The 16,731-nt window shown below is 67.7% G+C and carries 18 protein-coding genes and 3 tRNA genes; 6 read left to right on the forward strand and 15 right to left on the reverse strand.

Annotated elements, in window-relative coordinates:
- Window positions 1-58: 58 nt before the first annotated feature.
- On the reverse strand, window positions 59-2,887 hold the full coding sequence (locus AC1REK_RS05040; protein WP_492270455.1) for a valine--tRNA ligase: 2,829 nt from the start codon (window positions 2,885-2,887) through the stop codon (window positions 59-61).
- A 148-nt stretch (window positions 2,888-3,035) separates the two neighbouring features.
- Complete coding sequence (gene dps, locus AC1REK_RS05045) at window positions 3,036-3,515, reverse strand: DNA starvation/stationary phase protection protein Dps (protein ID WP_066467273.1); 480 nt, start codon at window positions 3,513-3,515, stop codon at window positions 3,036-3,038.
- A gap of 167 nt (window positions 3,516-3,682) precedes the next feature.
- Between dps and AC1REK_RS05050 the strand changes: the two genes are divergently transcribed.
- Entirely contained in the window at window positions 3,683-4,168 is a 486-nt protein-coding gene (locus tag AC1REK_RS05050; protein WP_316016981.1) for a pyridoxamine 5'-phosphate oxidase family protein, read from the forward strand.
- Between the two features lie 18 nt (window positions 4,169-4,186).
- Complete coding sequence (locus AC1REK_RS05055) at window positions 4,187-4,423, forward strand: hypothetical protein (RefSeq protein WP_492270454.1); 237 nt, start codon at window positions 4,187-4,189, stop codon at window positions 4,421-4,423.
- Between the two features lie 28 nt (window positions 4,424-4,451).
- On the opposite strand, the gene AC1REK_RS05060 is transcribed toward AC1REK_RS05055, so the two are convergent.
- The 5 genes from AC1REK_RS05060 to AC1REK_RS05080 form a co-directional block, all read right to left on the reverse strand.
- A complete protein-coding gene (locus tag AC1REK_RS05060) occupies window positions 4,452-5,018 on the reverse strand; it encodes a PopZ family protein (RefSeq protein WP_492270453.1) in 567 nt (188 codons plus the stop codon).
- Window positions 5,019-5,273: 255 nt separating this feature from the next.
- Window positions 5,274-6,689, reverse strand: coding sequence for a TolC family outer membrane protein (locus AC1REK_RS05065; protein ID WP_316016984.1), 1,416 nt, complete (start codon window positions 6,687-6,689; stop codon window positions 5,274-5,276).
- A 241-nt stretch (window positions 6,690-6,930) separates the two neighbouring features.
- Window positions 6,931-7,572 (reverse strand): protein-L-isoaspartate O-methyltransferase family protein, encoded by a 642-nt coding sequence (locus tag AC1REK_RS05070; RefSeq protein WP_492270452.1) that lies wholly within the window; start codon window positions 7,570-7,572, stop codon window positions 6,931-6,933.
- Between the two features lie 198 nt (window positions 7,573-7,770).
- Window positions 7,771-7,908 carry a hypothetical protein gene (locus AC1REK_RS05075; protein ID WP_316016986.1) on the reverse strand — a complete coding sequence of 46 codons (138 nt, stop codon included), beginning with the start codon at window positions 7,906-7,908 and terminating at the stop codon, window positions 7,771-7,773.
- A 287-nt stretch (window positions 7,909-8,195) separates the two neighbouring features.
- A tRNA-Cys gene (locus tag AC1REK_RS05080) sits at window positions 8,196-8,269 on the reverse strand.
- 190 nt (window positions 8,270-8,459) lie between these two features.
- On the opposite strand from AC1REK_RS05080, the gene AC1REK_RS05085 reads away from it, so the two are divergent.
- Both AC1REK_RS05085 and AC1REK_RS05090 read left to right on the forward strand, forming a co-directional pair.
- Window positions 8,460-8,534: transfer RNA gene (locus AC1REK_RS05085), tRNA-Asn, on the forward strand.
- A gap of 425 nt (window positions 8,535-8,959) precedes the next feature.
- On the forward strand, window positions 8,960-9,244 hold the full coding sequence (locus AC1REK_RS05090; protein ID WP_316016987.1) for a hypothetical protein: 285 nt from the start codon (window positions 8,960-8,962) through the stop codon (window positions 9,242-9,244).
- Window positions 9,245-9,436: 192 nt separating this feature from the next.
- Here the strand turns inward: AC1REK_RS05090 and AC1REK_RS05095 are convergent, their stop codons facing one another.
- From AC1REK_RS05095 to AC1REK_RS05125, 7 genes are all read right to left on the reverse strand, one after another.
- Window positions 9,437-10,210 (reverse strand): HpcH/HpaI aldolase family protein, encoded by a 774-nt coding sequence (locus AC1REK_RS05095; RefSeq protein ID WP_492270451.1) that lies wholly within the window; start codon window positions 10,208-10,210, stop codon window positions 9,437-9,439.
- Window positions 10,211-10,383: 173 nt separating this feature from the next.
- A tRNA-Leu gene (locus tag AC1REK_RS05100) sits at window positions 10,384-10,470 on the reverse strand.
- Window positions 10,471-10,516: 46 nt separating this feature from the next.
- Window positions 10,517-11,161: a DUF1190 domain-containing protein gene (locus AC1REK_RS05105; protein ID WP_492270450.1), complete on the reverse strand. Its 645-nt coding sequence runs from the start codon at window positions 11,159-11,161 to the stop codon at window positions 10,517-10,519.
- A gap of 29 nt (window positions 11,162-11,190) precedes the next feature.
- A complete protein-coding gene (locus AC1REK_RS05110; protein WP_492270449.1) occupies window positions 11,191-12,771 on the reverse strand; it encodes an AMP-binding protein in 1,581 nt (526 codons plus the stop codon).
- Window positions 12,772-12,974: 203 nt separating this feature from the next.
- Window positions 12,975-14,006, reverse strand: coding sequence for an amino acid ABC transporter substrate-binding protein (locus AC1REK_RS05115; RefSeq protein ID WP_492270448.1), 1,032 nt, complete (start codon window positions 14,004-14,006; stop codon window positions 12,975-12,977).
- Window positions 14,007-14,054: 48 nt separating this feature from the next.
- Window positions 14,055-14,690, reverse strand: coding sequence for a L,D-transpeptidase (locus tag AC1REK_RS05120; RefSeq protein ID WP_316016993.1), 636 nt, complete (start codon window positions 14,688-14,690; stop codon window positions 14,055-14,057).
- A gap of 22 nt (window positions 14,691-14,712) precedes the next feature.
- Window positions 14,713-15,198: a hypothetical protein gene (locus AC1REK_RS05125; protein WP_327524052.1), complete on the reverse strand. Its 486-nt coding sequence runs from the start codon at window positions 15,196-15,198 to the stop codon at window positions 14,713-14,715.
- 160 nt (window positions 15,199-15,358) lie between these two features.
- On the opposite strand from AC1REK_RS05125, the gene AC1REK_RS05130 reads away from it, so the two are divergent.
- Window positions 15,359-15,598 carry a hypothetical protein gene (locus AC1REK_RS05130; RefSeq protein WP_492270447.1) on the forward strand — a complete coding sequence of 80 codons (240 nt, stop codon included), beginning with the start codon at window positions 15,359-15,361 and terminating at the stop codon, window positions 15,596-15,598.
- Window positions 15,599-15,622: 24 nt separating this feature from the next.
- The gene (locus AC1REK_RS05135; RefSeq protein ID WP_492270446.1) at window positions 15,623-16,147 is read left to right on the forward strand and encodes a hypothetical protein; all 525 of its coding nucleotides are present in this window, start codon (window positions 15,623-15,625) and stop codon (window positions 16,145-16,147) included.
- Between the two features lie 16 nt (window positions 16,148-16,163).
- Here AC1REK_RS05135 and AC1REK_RS05140 read toward each other — a convergent pair whose 3' ends face one another.
- Window positions 16,164-16,697: a dihydrofolate reductase family protein gene (locus tag AC1REK_RS05140; protein WP_492270445.1), complete on the reverse strand. Its 534-nt coding sequence runs from the start codon at window positions 16,695-16,697 to the stop codon at window positions 16,164-16,166.
- Window positions 16,698-16,731: the final 34 nt, after the last annotated feature.

Raw genomic sequence — 16,731 nt, forward strand, 5'->3', positions numbered from 1 at the left:
CCGTTTCGTGACGACAAATGGTCGGGGCGGCCCTGAAAGAACCACCCCGACATTCGTCTCAGGACAGGCGCTCGAGCGCCTCGCCGATCTTGAGCTTGCGGGCTTCGGCGGCTGCCTTGCGCTCGCGGTTCTCCTCGACGATCTCCTCGGGCGCGCGCGCCATGAAGTCGGCATTGCCGAGCTTGCGCTCGACCGTGGCGATGTCCTGGTCGAGCTTGGCGAGCTCCTTCTCCAGCCGCGTCCGCTCGGCGCCGAGATCGATGATCCCGGCGAGCGGCAGGGCCGCGATCTCGCCGCGCACGATGATCTGGGCCGACTGGCCGGGCGCCGCATCGGCGAACTGGATCACCGAGAGCCGCGCCAGACGCTCGATCATCGGCGCCCAGGCCTCGACGGCGGCGCGTGTCGCGGCGCTCGGCTTGACCAGCACCAGCGGCACCTGCGCCCCCCCGGGAACATTGGTCTCCGAACGGACCGAGCGGATATCGGAGATCAGATCGACGACGAAGCCGATCTCGGCCTCGGCCGCTTCGTTGACCAGCGCGCCGAGCTGCGGCCAGCGCGTCAGGCAGACCAGCGCATCTTCCCCGGCCGGAACCGGCCGCGGCGCGCCGTCACCCGCCTTCTGCGCCCAGAGCTCCTCGGTCAGGAACGGCATGAACGGATGCAGCAGCTGGCAGATCAGGTCGATGACATGCGCCACCGTCGCCTGCGTCTCGGCCTTGGCGGCAAGCGAGGCAGCGTCCGTGCCCTCGCCCTGCAGCACCGGCTTCGACAGTTCGAGATACCAGTCGCAGAACTGGCCCCAGACGAAGCGATACGCCGCGTCGGCCGCCTCGTTGAACTTGAAGCTCTCGATGCCGGCGGCGATCGCGTCCGCGGTGCGTGCCGCCTCGGAGAGGATCCAGCGGTTGAGCGGCAGCGCGACCTTGGCGGGGTCGAAGCCCTCGGCCCGCACGCAGCCGTTCAGCTCGGCGAAGCGGGCGGCGTTCCAGATCTTGGTCGCGAAGTTGCGGTAGCCTTCGACGCGCGCGGTCGAGAGCTTGATGTCGCGCCCCTGCGCCGCCATCGCCGAGAGCGTGAAGCGCAGCGCATCCGCGCCGTATTTGTCGACGAGGACCAGCGGATCGATGACGTTGCCCTTGGACTTCGACATCTTCGCGCCCTTCTCGTCGCGAACGATGGCGTGGATGTAGACGTCCTTGAACGGCACCTCGTCCATGAAGTTGAGGCCCATCATCATCATCCGGGCGACCCAGAAGAAGATGATGTCGAAGGCGGTGACCAGCGTCGCCGTCGGGTAGTAGCGCTTGAGCTCGGCCGTCTCCTCCGGCCAGCCCAGCGTCGAGAACGGCCAGAGCGCCGAGGAGAACCAGGTGTCGAGCACGTCCGCATCGCGCGTCAGCGCGACCGGGCCGCCATAATGGCCGAGCGCCTGCGCCTGCGCGGCGGCTTCCGACTCCGCGACGAAGCACTCGCCATCCGGCCCGTACCAGGCCGGGATCTGGTGGCCCCACCAGAGCTGGCGCGAGACGCACCAGGGCTCGATGTTCTCGAGCCAGTCGTTGTAGGTCTTGGTCCAGCTCTCCGGCGTGATCTTGGTCCGCCCGTCCTTGACCGCCTTGAGCGCGCGATTGGCCAGCGGCTTGACGTCGACATACCACTGGTCGGTCAGCCAGGGCTCGATCACCACGTCGGAGCGGTCGCCATGCGGCACGGTGTGCGTGTTGGGCTCGACCTTGCGCAGCAGGCCGCGCGCCGCCATCAGGCCGACCACCGCCTTGCGGGCCGCAAACCGATCGAATCCGTGCAGCGCCAGCGTCTCGCTCTCGGGCGCAGCACCCTCCAGGAAGTCGGCATTCTCCTGAATCAGGATGCGAGCCTCGCCGTCCAGGATGTTGACGATCCTCAGCGAATTGCGCTTGCCGACATCGAAGTCGTTGAAGTCGTGCGCCGGGGTGATCTTGACCGCGCCGGTGCCCTTCTCGGGATCGGCATAGTCGTCGCCGAAGACCGGGATGACGCGGCCGACCAGCGGCAGCACGGCATTCTTGCCGATCAGCCCCTTGAGCTTCTCGTTCTCGGGATGCACGGCGACGCCGGTATCGCCCAGCATCGTCTCCGGCCGGGTCGTCGCGACGGTGATGTAGGTCGAAGCGTCTTCCGGATCGTAGACCGCGCCCTCGATCGGGTAGTCGAAATAGTAGAGATGGCCGTTCGGGTCCTTGGCCAGCGCCTTGTCGAGCTTGGCGGCGTCGAACGCCTCCTCGCCGCCGCGCTGCCATTTGAACGAGCCGGTCTTCTCGACCTGCAGCACCTCGAGATCGGAGATCGCGGTCTGGAATTTCGGATCCCAGTTCACCAGGCGCTTGGCGCGGTAGATCAGCCCCTGCTTGTGCAGGGCGACGAAGACCTTGAGGACGGCGGCCGACAGGCCCTCGTCCATGGTGAAGCGCTCGCGCGACCAGTCACAGGAGGCGCCGAGGCGCTTCAGCTGGTTGACGATCGTGCCGCCCGATTCTTCCTTCCACTTCCAGACCTCGGCGACGAAGGCCTCGCGGCCCATGGTTCGGCGATCGGTCTTGTTCTCGGCCGCGAGCTTGCGCTCGACCACCATCTGCGTCGCGATGCCGGCATGGTCGGTCCCCGGCTGCCAGAGCACGTCCTTGCCGCGCAGGCGCTCAAAACGACAGAGCACGTCCTGCAGCGTGTTGTTGAGCGCGTGGCCCATATGCAGCGAGCCGGTGACGTTCGGCGGCGGGATCACGATGCAATAGGGCTCGGCGCCGGGCGCAGCGCCCCGCCCTGCCCTGAAGGCGTCGGCCTTCTCCCAGGCTTCGCTGATGCGCGCCTCGACGCTGGCCGGCTCGAATGTCTTGTCCATCATCGCTTTGCTCGAACGCCGAAAGGCCGGGGAACCTGCCCCGGCCGTTGAATAACGAAAGCCAAAAGGTCTGCCGCCTTAAGAGCGCATGCAGGGGCGGCGCGTCAACGTTTTCGACGCGACGCAGCCCTGCATCGGGCTCCGGTGAGCCTCAGGCGGCCTGCGATTGCAGGAACCAGAGCGCCTTGTCGAGCATCCGCGAATAGGCGGTCAGGAGGTCGGCGGTGCCGGTGTCGCCGGCCTCGTCGCTCTTGTCGATCGCCTCCCGGACGCTGTTGGCCGTTGCCGCATAGCGTTCGATCAGCGCGGCGAGATGATCGGCGACCGCGACGATCTCCGTCGGGTAGGGTTTGAGATCGCTGCCCGCGGCGACCGCCTGCGTCGTTCCGAGCGCGATGCCGCCGAGCTGGGCGACCCGCTCGGCCACCGTGTCGACATGGCCGTCGAGCTCCTTGCGGAAGCCGTCGAGCATCAGATGCACGCCGATGAAGCCAGGCCCTTTGAGATTCCAGTGGGCCTGCTTCGTCGCGAGGGCGAGATCGATACCATCCTGCAATCGCTCGTTCAGGAGGCCCATCACCTCGTTCTTGGCGTTGGAAGGCAGGTCGATGCGCGAAGCGGGCTTCTTCATGGCGGGTTCCTCGGAGGGGAGAGCGACAACGCTCTCCAAACGCATGAGCGCCGGGCCCGTTCCGTGACCGCGGCAAGCGACAGACATTGGCAGCGGCGATCGACATGGCGAAAGGAACTCGCGCGCCCTCCGCCCGTTGGGAAAGGCAGATCAAGGAGGACCCGAAAATGCCCCGCCACACCGACCAGGATCATGTCTGGGAGCTGATCGAGGAGATCGGCCTGTGCATGCTCGTCAGCCATGACGGCACCGGCGACCGTTTCCACGCCCGCCCGATGAGCGCTCATGCCAGGCGCGACGAGGACGCGATCTACTTCCTCACCGACAAGCGCTCCCACAAGGACGACGAGGTCGAGATCAACGAGAACGTCTGCCTGACCTTCGCCGACAACGCCGCCTACAAATACGTCTCGGTCAGCGGCACCGCGAACGTGCTCGACGACCGGCCGCGCGTCGAGGAGCTCTGGTCGACCGCCGCCCGCGCCTTCTGGGAAAGCAAGGACGATCCAAACATCCGGATTCTGCGGGTGCGCCCGGCTACTGCCGAATTCTGGGACAGCCCGGGCAAGATCGTCACCAGCGTCAAGATGGTGGCCGCTGCGGTCACCGGCTCGCGGCCGGATCTCGGCACGAACCGCAAGGTCGTTCTCTGAGAAAGGGGGAGGAAGCTGATGCGACTATTCGTACATCTCGTCGGGGCCTGGGTCGCTGCCGAAGCGGCCTCCGGCCGCTATCCCCGCCCGCTCTCGCTGGCACTCGGGGCGCTGGTTTCGCGACTCGGCCCGCCGACGGCGCTGATGGCCCTCGCCGGCTACACGATCCAGAGACTCTATGAAGGCGGCGTCTTCGACGCCTATCGTCCTCGCCCCGCGCCGCGCGCCAGGGCACGAGCGCCAAGGCGACGCTAGCCTCGCCAAGCCCGTCCGGCAGGCTGCCTCAGTGGCGCCCGCCGCGGGCGACGCGCTCGATCTCGGCGCGCACCAGCCGCTCGACCATGCCCGGCAGATTGTCGTCGAGCCAGGTCTTCAGCATCGGCTTGAGCATATCCTTGACCAGGTCCTCGAGGGTCCGGGCATTGTTGCTCAGCACGGTATTGGCGAGAGCGCCGAAGGCGTTGTGCACGGCAGCGCCGGCCTGATCCGAAATCAGTGACGCCATGTCGAGCTGCGGCGCCGGCTGCAGCGGCGGCGGCACGAAGGAGATCGGCTGCGGGGCGGGCTGCACGGGCTCCGGCTCGGGCGCTGGCACCGGCTGGGCGACAACCGGCTCGGCGAAATCGACATCGTCGCTGGCGGCCACGGGCGCAGGGTCTTCGACGCGGCTCGCCTCGGTGCCGAGATCGAGAACGTCGTCCTCGGGCTCTGCGACGGGCTCGGGCTCCGGCTCGGGAACAGGGGCAAGCGCCACAGGCTCGGCCGCGACCTCAGCATCAGCCTCGGCAGGCGCAGCCGGCTTGTCGTCATCCGCGATGATCCGCCGGATGGAGGCGAGAATCTCCTCCATCGAAGGTTCATTTTGCTTGGGCTGCGCGCTCATGCTGGATCCGGACCGCTCGACCGGGGACGCCCAAGGAATCAGTGCGGCCCCGCTTCATGAGTATTTCACCGCCGAACCGGCAGGCAAGGCGCCGGCACGCCGGCCCACAGGAGAAATCGGAAGTGTTGCCGCGGCGCATGAGCGAGCGCCGCAACCTACGAGCCCGGTTTGGAGATTTGCCCGGAGGCAGCCCCGGCGCACCAGGCGCCGGGAATACTCTGCTCAGCGGCCGTCCGGCACCTGCGTGCCCCAGAGCAGGCCCTTGACCTGGTCGTAGTGCTTGCGGGCGTCATAGCGCTCGGCCTTCAGCCTCAGCGTGTCGGCCGAGAGCTTGCCGGTGGCAGAAAGCACCGCATAGGACGCGACGACACGGTCGCGCTGCGCCGTCACCAGCGTCGAGCGGGCGATGACCAGTTCCTGCTGCGCGTTCAGCACGTCGAGCGTGGTGCGCTGGCCGACCTTGGCCTCTTCGCGCACGCCGGCGAGCGCGGTCTCGGCTGCCTGCACCTGGGCCTGCGCCGCGGTGATCTGCGCCTTGGCCGCATCGAGCGCGCCCCAGGCCGAGACGACCGCCGCGCGGACCGTATCGCGCGAGGTGTCGACGTCGATGCGCCGCTGCCCGGCCGTTTCCTTGGCCTGACGGGTACGCGAATAGACCTGCCCGCCCTCGTAGATCGGGATCGTCAGCGTCGCGACGGCGGTGGCCGAAGAGCGGTTGTCGCCGAACAGCGTGTTGTCGTAGCGCTGCTGCACGATGCCGCGCACGCCGAGCACCGGATAGAGATCGGCCTCGGTGACCTTCACCTGCAGCTCGGCGGCGTCGACGCCGTGCAGCGCGGCGATGATCGCCGGATGCCCCGTCAGCGCCGTGTTGAGCGCCGCCGGCAGCGATTTCGGCAAGAGGTTCTCGACCGGGCGACCGGGCGAAAGCTGCTTCGGCTCGACGCCGATGTTCTGGCGGAAGCGAGCGATCGAGGTCTTGAGGTTCGATTCGGCCAGGATCGCCTGCGACTGCGCCTGTGAGAGGCGCGCCTCGGCCTGGGCGACGTCGGTTCGCGTCACCTCGCCGACCTGGAAGCGATCGCGCGTCTGGCGCAGCTGCTCTTCCAGAACCTCGACGTTGTTTCGGTTGAGGTTGAGGATCGCGGTATCGCGCAGCACGTTCATATAGGACGTCGCAGCGTCGAGCAGCACGTTCTGCTCGGTGTTGAGCAGGGTCGCGCGGGCACCGAGCACCTGCGATTCGGCCTGGCTCACCGAGCTGCGGGTCTTGCCGCCGTCGAAGATGTTCTGGTCGATCTGGAGCCCGACGCCGCGCGGATTGAGCCGCGCGGTATTGTTGTTGTGAAAGGTTCCGTTCCGCGGGACGGACGGAATGCTGCTCTCGGTGATGCTGGCGCCGATATCGGCGGATGCGTTGATTCGCGGGCGATAGCCCGAGAGCGCCTGCGGAACGTTCTCGTTGGTGGCGCGGACGGCGGCGCGCTGGGAGTTCAGGGTCGGGTTGCCCGAGTAGGCGCGGGACAGCGCCGATTCCATGGTCTGTGCGACAGCCGGTGCTGCCAAGCCCGTACCGAGGACGCAGACCAGCGCCAGACGGCTCGCGGACTTTTTCAGGAGTACTATCGTTTCAGTCACCGGACGCCTCTTGTAGCGGACTCTTGTCACGCCCAGGCATCGCCCCAGCCTCGGCACTCGTTTCAAATTTATATGCGCGCCGAGCGATATCGCCAACGCCATGGGGGAGTTCGACGCCTTTCAGTTCCCGAGTGCCGTAAAAATGAGACACCCCTTACGTTCCTGGATGTGGCGCCGGGAGGGCGGCACAAAATTCGCTTCATGCGTTCCGGAGCCGGCGGCTTCGAAGTGCATGCTCGGCTCAGAACACGAATTCTTCGGCCTTGCGGAACTCGCGCAGGGCCGGCGCCGCCGCGTCGAACACCGGACGGCCGGTGAGCGTATCGCCGGCATGGCGGTACAGGACGACGCGCGCCGCGCGGCCAAGGCCCTCGATCGCGATCAGCCGCCCGCCGGGGGCGACATGGCCGAACAGGCTGCTCGGCTGCATCTCGCAGGCACCGCCGACGAGAACGACGTCGAACTGCGCCTTGGCCGGAAGCTCGGCCATCACGGTGACCGCGGGCACGCCGGCCTGGCCGAAGGCGACGCGTGCCAGAGCCAGCGCAGCCGCGTCGGGCTCGCAAAGGCTCGCCTGCGCGCCCATCGCCGCCATCAGCGCCGCGCCATAGCCCGAGCCGCCGGCATATTCGAGCGCGCGCTCGCCGGCCTTCAGCTCGAGCGCCTGGATCATGCGGGCGACGACCATCGGCGCCGGCAGCGCACGCGTCGTGCCCGGCAGGGCGACGGCCTGATCGAGATAGGCGAGATGGGCGAGATCGCCCGGAAAGAACACCTCGCGCGGCACGCTGTCGGCTGCGGCGAGCACGGCACGGTCGGTCACGTCATAGGTGCGCAGCTGGCAGTCCACCATCATGCGACGCAGATCCGCGAAGCTCGACATGCTCAAAATCTCCGAATGACGGCACGCAGCCGGCAGCCGGGTTTTGGGCGAGGCCGCCGCAAAAGGCAAGGCCGTCCGGGCAGGCGCATTGTGGGTACGCTGCCGGCAAGGGCGCGCCGGGCAGCGCTACGCTCCCCTGTCAGGGCTCGCCCGCAGTTGGCGCAACGCTCAAGACCACCGGTCAAGGCCGGCGGCCGATCAGGCGCCCGAAAACGCGCGCTTGCCGAACCACAGACCGAGAAACGAAAAGAGTCCGAGGGCTACCCCCGCCTCCGGCGCCGCCAACGCAAAACCACTGAACGCCGCCACAGCGACGCTGAACACTGCGATTGCCATACCCAGCTCTCCCCTGCCCGAGACTTGCGGAGATGAGAGGCGATTTCAGCCCCCATTTGGGAGGTCGCAGACGCGGCATCTCGATGACGTCGGAGAAGAGTTCCCCTTGAGCCCCGCCCTCGCACTTTGATTTCAGACGCCGCGCGACGCAGTCATCCTGAAGCCGGGCGGTGGCGACCGCGAACAAGGAGGTCACCACGGCGAGCCCGCGCCAGCGGAGCAGCACGAGGCCGGCCGGGACAATCTGTCCCGGAACCGCAGGTTGATCAGTGCTTGAAGAAAATTGTTGGAGGCCTCGCCCGGAATCGAACCGGGGTGCAAGGATTTGCAGTCCTCTGCGTAACCACTCCGCCACGAGGCCTTCCGGGAGATCACGCTCGCGTGATCTCCATGACGCCGCCTATAACCACATGGCGCGCGCCTCCGCAACCGAAACCGACACGGCAACCACAGCGAAAATGCGGCGCGAGGCGATGATGACGATTTGCCGGCATGTTGCGTCGCAAAGGGCTTGCACCCGGCGAGCGTCGTCGCTATACGCCCCCCATCGGTCCCGGATAGCTCAGCGGTAGAGCAATCGACTGTTAATCGATTGGTCGCAGGTTCGAATCCTGCTCCGGGAGCCAGCAGTTTCAAGGGCTTAGCTGAGAGATCGGCTAAGCCCTTTCTGTTTGGCGCAGGAGCGCCTTTCGGCGCTCCAAACCCCGCATTTTGGCTACGCCCGGTCCGTTCGGCGCCACCTCGCGGACGCTTCGGCAGCGTGCGTCGGGAGCCGGCGTGACAAGCCGCCGCAGGCGCATGCCAGCCGAATCTCGTTTCCCCGATCCGGGCCGGAACCCGCGGTGCGAATCCGAATGCCTGAAGGCTCCGGCGAACGGGAATCGCGCCCTGCGGCTTGGGCTGTGCGGGACCATGCGCTATCAGCCCGGAAAGCATCGCCAAGGGACGCGATCGGCGCCCGGTGCAGCAGTCCGCTGCTCGGCGACGAAGGAATCACCGCCCAGCGCTCGCCGACAGAGGCTGAGCCGGGAAAGAATGGGAGGGCCTGCTCATGGCCTATACCGATGAACTCGAGCCGCTGATCGCGCTCGAGCAGGATCTGCGACGGAGAATCGCCCTGCAGATCGCGGCGGAGAACGGCGCGCCGGCACGCCCCTCGCCCACCGAGGACGAGCTCGCCGCCGCGGACGAGGCCATCGCCGCCTGGGTCGAAGCGGGCGAGGACGAGCAGGACATGCGCGCCTTCCGGCCGATCGGTCCGCTCCAGGCGCTGCTCGCCGACCACCAGGCGATCTTCGAGCGAATCCTCGACATCCGCGATCGCCGGCTGTCCTGACGCCGCGCGCGGCGATGGCGAAGGCGCTCAGCCGGAGCCGGGCTGTTTCAGGTCAAGAAGTCCATCGTCATCCCGGCCGCAGCGAAGCGGAGCGCCGGGATCCATCGTCGAGCGCTGATGCCCTTCGATGAATCCCAGAGCTTCACGGCTTGTCCGGGATGACGCGGTGATTCCGCGCGAATCCAACCAACGCTAGAGCGTGCGCAGCGTCTTCAGGGAGGCCGCGACGCTGTTCTGGTAATGCGCGACGTCGACGCCCTGCGCGATCACCGAATAGCCGAGCTCGCGCACCCTTTTCGACCAGCCGAGATCGCCGGCCATCAGCCCGGCCGCCTTGCCATGGGCCCGGGCGCTGCGCCCGACATGGCGGAGCGCCGCCTCGAAATCGGGATGGTCGAACTGGCCGGGAATGCCCATGAAGTTCGAAAGGTCGAAATGGCCGACCCAGAGCACGTCGATTCCCGGCACCGCCGCGATCGCCTCGGCATTCTCGACACCCTGCGGGCTTTCGATCTGCGCGATGATCACCGTGCGGGCAGCAGCCCTCGCGATCTTGTCGATCGGTGAGCCCGGCAGATAGTCGTCATGCGCCACCCCGAAAGCGGCGCCGCGATGCCCGTTCGGCGGGTAATGCGCGCAGGAGGCGATCAACCGCGCCTGCTCCTCGGTGTTCACCATCGGCACCATGATGCCATGTGCGCCGACATCGAGCGCCCGGGCGATCAGGCTGTATTCGGTGGTCGGCACCCGGATGATCGGCGCGATCGCGAGTCCCCGGCAGGCGGCGCAGAGCATGCGCATCGTCTCGAAGCTGGTGGCGGCGTGCTCCATATCGAGCAGGATGAACTCCGCCCCGGCCGCCGCCGCGATCGCCGGCAGACCCGGCACGAAGAATTCGAGGGCCATCGTCCCCGCCACCAGGTCGCCCGACTGGATCCGCGCCTTCAGCCCGCTTGCTCCGCTCATCCGATTCCTCCCCTTGCAATGCAACGCGCCCATCTGTGCGCATCCGGCGCCCGGCTTCGCAATGCGAACTCGGCAAGGGGCTCCCGCCGCGAACGCAAGGCAGCGACGACAGCGCCGGCACTGCGACGGCGCCTGGCCAGTTCAGCTGTAGGAATGGGGAATCACGATCAGGCTGGTGCGGACGGCGGGGGTCGAACCCGCACACCATCTCTGGCGAGGCATTTTAAGTGCCTTGCGTCTACCAGTTTCGCCACGTCCGCGCCGGGACACGGTTAGCCTTCCGCGCGCGCGGCCACAAGGGCGGCGTCAGCGGCGGCGGCTCGGCTTGTACCATTCGACGCCGTCTGGATCGACATAGAGCCCGGGCGCGACATCGGAGCCGATCTTCTTCTCCTCCATCGGCACGCGCACCGTGTCGTCGCGGTCGCCGCGGCGGATATAGGGGCCGCTCGCCTGCGCGTGGCCGCGCGAGCCATCGCCGCCGCCGATGACACTGCGCCGCCCGGCGACCTTGTCGTCGAGCGCCGCGACCTGCCGGGCCGAGAAGGCGATCTTCGCCGAGCCCTCGACGATCGGCAGCGCCTTGCTGGCAGCCCCCTCGCCGCTGACGCGGATGCCGACGAAGCGCGGCACATAGGTCGCCCCGCCGCCGCCACGCGCCAGCGCATCCCAGCCGCCGGTGGTCGAGACCTGGGCGCCGCAGCGCTTGTGCGCGCGCTCGCACAGCGCCCGCGAGGCATAGCGCGGCGCCTTCTGCTCGAATTCGGCGCGGGCATTGCGATAGGCGAACTCGCATTGCTCGGCCGAGAGCTTGCCCGCCTCGATGCACTCGTCGCGGCGCACATAGGTCTGTCCGACAGCCTGCGCCGCGAGATCGGCCGGCGAAAGCGCCAGCCCGAACGCGAACAGCGAGGCCATCCTGATCATGGCGGCGGGAAGGAACAGCAGCATGGCCCCTCTGAGATCATGCGATTGTGGCGTTACAGCAGCGGCCGCATCGTGATCGCGAGCTCGCGCGTCGCGCCATAATCGATCTTGCCGTTGCCGAGCACCGGGATGGCGCGGGTGACGAGCAGCGCCTTCGGCATCCACAATTCCGGGAAGCCCTGGAGCTTCGCCTCGTCCTGCAGCGCCTTCTTGTCGCCGTCCGGCTTTTCGGTGACGAGCACGAGCTGCTCGCCCTTGCGCAGATCCGGCAAGGCGACGACGACGTGGTTGAAGCCCGGCCACAGGCCCGAAATCATCGATTCGACCGCCGCCAGCGAGACCATCTCGCCGCCGAGCTTGGCGAAGCGGCGCGCCCTGCCCCGGATGCTGACGAAGCCGTCCTCGATCGCGACGATGTCGCCGGTATCGTGCCAGCCGCCCTCGGGCGGGGCGAGCGTGCCGGGGCTGTCGGCGTTGAGATAGCCCAGCATGACATTGGGCCCCTTCACCATCAATCGCCCGCCCTCCTGGATGCCCTCGACCGGCTCCAGCTTCGCGGTGATGCCGGGCAGGAGCCGCCCGACCGTGCCTTCGCGCATCGCGCTCGGCGTGTTGACCGCCAGCACCGGCGCGCATTCGGTGCAGCCATAGCCTTCGAGGATGGTGGTGCCATAGGGCTGCCACAGCGCCCGCGTCTCCGGCTTCACGCGCTCCGCGCCGGCGACGACATAGCGCACGCTCTTGAGGTCGCCCTCGCCCGCGGCACGGGCATAGCCTTGCAGGAAAGTGTCGGTCGCGAGCAGGAAGGTCGCGCCGGTCTCGGCGATCAGCCGCGGCACCTGCTTGTAGTGCAGCGGGCTCGGATAGAGCACGACCTTCATTCCGTGCAGCAGCGGCACCAGCATCCCGGCGGTCAGCCCGAAGGAGTGGAAGGCCGGCAGCGGATTCATGAAGATGTCGCGCTCGGAGATGGCGCCCTGCGCGTGCTGGAAGACCTGCCGCGCATTGGAGACCAGATTGGCATGGCTCAGCACCACGCCCTTGGGCTTGCCCTCGGTGCCGGAGGTGAACAGCACGACCGCCGGATCGTCCGGGGCGGCGGCGTAGCGCCGGTGGATCAGGCCGGGCACCAGCGAGGCAAGCGCGCCGAGCGCCTTGTCGAGGCTGGTCAGCTCCTTGCGGACATCCTCGAGATAGATCACCCGCCGGCCCTGGCCGATCGCCTCGATCGCCTCGTCGAGCTTGGCCTGGTCGATGAAGCGCCGCGAGGTGACGATGGTCGAGAGCGGCGCGACCTCGCAGGCCGCCCTGAGGTTCTTCGTCCCGGCGGTGAAGTTCAGCAGCGCCGGCACCCGGCCATAGGCCGACAGGCCGAACAGGGTGACGGCCATGCCCTGCATGTTCGGCAGGAGGAGCCCGACCTTCTCGCCGGCTTGCGTCTGCGCCGCGAGCTTGCGGCCGAGCACGAAAGCGCCGAGCACCAGGCGGCCAAAGCTGATCGGCTGGCGCTCGGGATCTTCGAGCGCGATCTTTGCCCTGCCATGGCGTGCGACGGCGGCGAGCAGGGCCGAGAACAGCGTGGTCCGCGCCCCTTCAACGTCGAAGGGCTGCGCCCCGAATTCCGTAGCCGCCATGCCTCGTCCTGCTCCAGGCTCCGTTTCCCGTGGCCGCCACCCTAGGGCGGGATGGCTTGAGAGGGAAACAGCCGGTCTGGCGGGAGCGATTTCCGTCCTGGTCGAACCGTCATTGCGAGCAAAGCGAAGCAATCCAGGGGGTAAGGCTCTACGATTCTGGATTGCTTCGTCGCTGCGCTCCTCGCAATGACGACTGAGCTCTGTCAGCGCATCGGCGGGGCGTAGAGCACGCCGCCCATGTTCCAGAGCTGGTTCAGCCCGCGCGGAATGCCGAGCGGCGAGTTGACCCCGAGATTGCGCTCGTAGATCTCGGAATAGTTGCCGGTCGCCTTCACCGCCCGGATCGCCCAGGCGTCATCGAGGCCGAGCGACTTGCCGAAGCCGCCCTCCGCCCCGGTGAGGCGGCGCACATCGGGCTTGGTCGAGGCGGTCGCCTGGTCGGCATTGGCCGAGGAGACGCCGAGCTCCTCGGCATTGACCAGCGCGAAGTTCACCCATTTGACGATGGTGAACCACGGGAAATCGTCGGAGCGGGTCACCGGGCCGAGCGGCTCCTTCGAGATCACGTCGGGCAGGATCACCGCATCGCCCGGCTTCGACAGCTTGAGCCGTTCGGCATAGAGCGCCGACTGGTCGCGGGTCAGCACATTGCACTGGCCGGACTGGAAGGCGGCGAGCGCCTCGGCGGCGCTCGGGAAGGCCTTCTCCTCGATATCCATCGAGTTGGCGCGGAAGAAGTCGCCGAGATTGAGCTGCGTCGTCGTCCCGGCCTCGACGCAGACCTTGGCCTTGTCGAGCGAAAGCGCGCCGTCGACGCCGAGCGAGCGTGCCACCAGGAAGCCCTGCCCGTCATGATAGGTCACGCCGGCGAAGGCGAGGCCGAGCTCGGCCTCGCGGCCGAGCGTCCAGGTCGAATTGCGCGAGAGCAGGTCGACCTTGCCGGCTTTCAGCGCCTCGAAGCGCTCGCCGGCCGAGAGCGGCGTGAAGTTGACCTTGCCGGCATCGCCGAGCACGGCCGCGGCGACCGCCCGGCAGAAATCGACGTCGAACCCGGCCCAGCGGCCCTGCGCATCCTTCTCGGAGAAGCCGCGCAGCCCCTCGCTGACGCCGCATTCCAGCGTGCCGCGCTGCTTGACCTTGTCGAGCGTGCCGGCAGCGGCCGGCAGCGTGACGAGGCTCGCTGCGAGCACGGCGAGCGCCGCTGGCTGGAGACGAATTCGGAACGCGCCTGGCATGGGAACCGCTCTCCTGATTGATGAATGGCGTCCGGCCCTATGGGCTGGTCAGATCGTCGCCTTGTGGCGGACCACGACCTTGGTCCCGAGCGGAACGCGCGAATAAAGGTCGATGATGTCGCCATTGGCGAGCCGGAAGCAGCCCGACGAGATCGACTGGCCGATGGTCTCCGGCTGGTTGGTGCCGTGGACGCGGAACACCGTCGAGCCGAGATAGAGCGCGCGCGCCCCCATCGGATTACCCGGACCGCCGGCCATGAAGCGCGGCAGATAGGGCTGGCGCTGCAGCATCTCCGGCGGCGGGCGCCAGTCCGGCCACTCCGCCTTGCGGCTGACCTGGACGAGGCCCGACCACTGGAAGCCCTCGCGGCCGACACCGATGCCGTAGCGCAGCGCCCGGTTGTTGGGCTGCACGACATAGAGGAAGCGCTCGGCGCTGTGGATCACCACCGTGCCCGGCGCCTCGTTCGAGCGGAAGAACACCATCTGCCGGGCATAGGGCCCTTCGGTGATGGTGACCTCCTCGGTCGAGACCCGGCCCGGCTCGTCGCCGATGTCCATCGTCTCGGCCGGGGGCGTCATGCCCTTGCCCTGCGCCTGGACGGCAGCCGGAAAGGCCAGCGCCAGCAGCAGTGCCGCGGCGCTGAGGCCGCCGAGAATCCGTGTCGTACCGGGCTTTTTCATACAGGGCCTAGCCTCGCTGGTTTCAGGCGCCGCAGCGGACGTAGATGAAGGTGCCGTAGCGGCGGTTCGCATCGGGATCGACGAAGCGCATCGTCAGCATCGTATCGGTCGCCGACAGGATCTCGCGGTCCTGCGGGTCGCCGGCCGGCGCCTCGAAGCCGAGGAAGTTCCGGCCGCCCGGCCCGCCCTTCAGCCGCAGTTCATAGGGCTTGGGGTCGTCGGCGACATGCATCATCACGCCGTCGGTCGGCCCCTTTGAGATGGTGTAGGGCTGGGAGCAGCCGGCCTTGGCCTGCGCCTCGGTGCGCTTGCGGTCCTTCTCGGTATGGAAGGAGGCGATGCCCCAGCGGCCGATCAGCCGCTCGCGCGGAATGGTGGCAGGTCCCGCGGCGCCCGCAGCGGCAATGCCGGTGCCCGGCCCTTCGCTCGTCGAGCCGCAGCCCGCGAGCAGCAGCGCAGCCCCGAACAGGCAGGCGCCCGTCGCTGCCCTGCGTCTGAGCGCCCTCACATGAGTTGCAGCGCAATCCCCGTCTTCCGACAGGCCCGCCTCCGCCACTGGGTATGACGACGCTCTGCGCATGCTTGATCCCCCCGCTCCGCCCTATCATGGTCTCGGCTTTCCGCCGCGGTCAACGGTCGGTTCGGCCCCGAAGCTTTCGCCGGGCCGAATGAGCGCCTCCACGCTGCCGCCGCTTGGTCCGTTCTTCGGCTCCGTCCTGGCGAACGGCGCATGGCGGCGATGCATCGTCCGCCGCGCCCCGGAAATTAACCGAGAAACTGTCAAAAACCCGAATAAAACCAATCTCTTCGAGAAACAAAACGCACACCCCCGCGAAGATTGCCAACAAGCGATTCAGCACTTGCCGATTTGCACGTTGAGATCGCCCTGCCCGCTCGCTATCTCCTGATGCTCAGAGCTGGGAAACGCCGCCTTGTCCGCCGATCGCAACCGCCTCACCGCCCTCATCGCCCTCGCCGCGGCCTCCCTGACCAGTGCCGCTCCGGCGCAGGCGAACTTTCTCGAAACCCTGTTCGGCATCGCGCCGCGGCAGGTCGTGGCGCCGGTGCCCGAACGCGAGCCGCTGCACATGACCGTGCGCCCGCGGGCTCAGAGGGACGGCAAGCCCGGCGTCGCGGCCAAAGATACGCCGCCGACACCGCGCGTCGCGCCGATGGAATATGCCAGCGACCCGTTCTGGTATCTCAAGGACCCGACGCTGAAGAAGGGCGACATCATCGTGCTCGACGGCCGCGTCGTCGTCTTCAACGGCGGCGAGCGCAGCTACAGCAGCTTCCTCTCGATCAAGGACAGCCGGCTGCTCTCCGAACGGTCCAAGAAGCAGCTCAAGCACATGGTCTCGACGCCGCTGGACACCCACACGATCTGGGAGCCGGCCGAGATCATGAAGAGCAACGGCGCGATGACGACGGTCGAGGTCTCCGAAAGCGCGCGCTGAACCGCGCAGACCTCACTCAGGCCGGAACGTAGCTCAGCCTGATCACATCTTCGCCAACGGGCTGGCTTGCCACGAGGCGGAGCGGTAGCCGCGGGCCGGCGAAGAACGGCATGCCGTGCCCGAGCACGACCGGGTGGAGATAGAGCCGGTACTCGTCGATCAGGCCGAGCTCGGTCAGGCCTTGCGCCAGTTCCGGCCCGGAGACGGCGATTTCCCCGGCAAGCCGCGCCTTCAGGCCACGGACCACCGCCGCAAGGCCTCCCTCGACGAGCGTCGCATTCGGGCCCACGGATTTCAGCGAGCGCGAGACCACCCATTTCGGCTGCGTCCGCCACGCCGTCGCGAAGTCGCGCCGCTCCGCATTCCAGGCAGGATCGTCCTCGTCCCAATACCGCATCGTCTCGTACATGCGGCGGCCGTAGATACTGGCGGCCAGGCCGCGCACATGCTCGGTCCAGTGACGAAACAGCACCGGACCCACCTGCATCTCCGGGTGGAGATCGACATAGCCGTCCAGGGACTGGTTCATGCCGAAAACGATCTTCGCCACGCTGCTGGCCTCCCTGCGAGGGTGTTCAGACTAG

The sequence above is a fragment of the Allobosea sp. GW823-FHT02B03 genome, from assembly GCF_058797755.1.